Source organism: Romboutsia sp. 13368 (assembly GCF_018336475.1).
Lineage (GTDB): Bacteria > Bacillota > Clostridia > Peptostreptococcales > Peptostreptococcaceae > Romboutsia.
In genome coordinates this window covers 1,584,697-1,586,034 of record NZ_CP048741.1, presented here as the reverse complement: position 1 = coordinate 1,586,034, position 1,338 = coordinate 1,584,697, and the positions used below count along the sequence as shown (strand labels likewise).

Below are 1,338 nucleotides of genomic sequence, written 5' to 3'. Positions count from 1 at the left end.
TATAGAAGGTTAAAAAAATAAAAGAGGATTTTAAAATATTAAAATCCTCTTTTTATTTATATATTTATTTTACCAAACCTATATTTTCAACAAATTTAAATCCTTTATTATTTATTAAAAAGTCATATAACTCATCGTTATTATATTTGAAGTAATTATCTAAGCAATAGCTTAGCTCATCCTCTAATTTATCATACTCATTATACATATCTATAGGAGTATGAAGCATTAACATATCTTCTCTGATTTGTTGTAAATCAATAACATCTTGTATAATATCCATACTTAATTCATCTTTTAATATCATATCTTTAACTATATCAACTAAATCAGATTTATTAGTAAAAGGTATAGTTAACTTGTTATCATTTTTAGATTCTAAAACAAAGTTATTAATTTCTTCGTAAATATTTTCTAAGTTGTTGTCTACATAGTTATTAAATTTTTCTTTAGTAAAAGATTTGTACACATCTTCTACAATCATGTCATTTATATGGCCTTCCCAAAGTAAAACAGCATATTTACTATCAGTTGTAGTTGTTAACTTATTTCCATTAGCATCGTAAAGTCTTGGGAAGTAATTATTTTTATGTTTTGATACATTACACTTAAAGAAGTATCCTTCTACATCTTTTGGTAAAGATTCTTTTATAAATTCTTCCATTTCACTTCCTAAGTACATATCAAATGATTTAAATTCATTTTTATAATTTTGTATATTAGTAGTATCTATATTTGAGATATTATTTTTTAGAGCATAATCAAATATTTTCTTTTTATATATTTTATTTAATATATTATCTATTTCTAAATTATAGTTAAAATTCATAGTTTAAGCCTCCTAAAAAATTAAATTATATAAGATTAATTTTTAAACTATACAGTTTATAAACATTATTATCTAATATTTAGTAAAAAAATAGAAGATATCTTAAAAATATAATCTATTTTTGCTATGAATTATTTATACCCAATTTTTATTAACTTAAATATTTAAATTAAAACTATTAAATAAATAAATTATAGCTTAACTGTCAAGTTATAAGGAGGTTACTATAGTTATATACTTAATAAAAAAGGATATCAATTGATATCCTTTTTTATTAAAACCTATTCATTAAATATACAATTATTACATATAGTCCAGATAAACCAACTAATCCATAAACTATACGGCTTAGGCCACTTATATTTCCGAAATGTCCTCCACCAGCTAAAATAGCAGCAACTAAATCAAATTTAAATAAACTGACAAGACCCCAGTTGATTGCACCTATAACTACCAATACTAGAGCGATATCATAAAGTATTTGCATAATATTATGTTAAGATTAATCA

Annotated in this window: 2 protein-coding genes; both read right to left on the bottom strand. The window is 21.7% G+C overall.

Translation table 11 applies throughout. The features are described 5' to 3' along the window. Nucleotides 1-64 precede the first annotated feature (64 nt). On the bottom strand, nt 65-829 hold the full coding sequence (locus tag G3997_RS06340) for a hypothetical protein (protein WP_296644595.1): 765 nt from the start codon (nt 827-829) through the stop codon (nt 65-67). A gap of 274 nt (nt 830-1,103) precedes the next feature. After that, on the bottom strand, nt 1,104-1,316 hold the full coding sequence (locus tag G3997_RS06335) for a DUF378 domain-containing protein (RefSeq protein WP_296644593.1): 213 nt from the start codon (nt 1,314-1,316) through the stop codon (nt 1,104-1,106). Nucleotides 1,317-1,338 lie beyond the last annotated feature (22 nt).

Coding starts and splice junctions, on each gene's coding strand:
- G3997_RS06340 (WP_296644595.1), bottom strand. CDS start 829: ATGAATTTTAACTATAATTTAGAAATAGATAATATATTAAATAAAATA.
- G3997_RS06335 (WP_296644593.1), bottom strand. CDS start 1,316: ATGCAAATACTTTATGATATCGCTCTAGTATTGGTAGTTATAGGTGCA.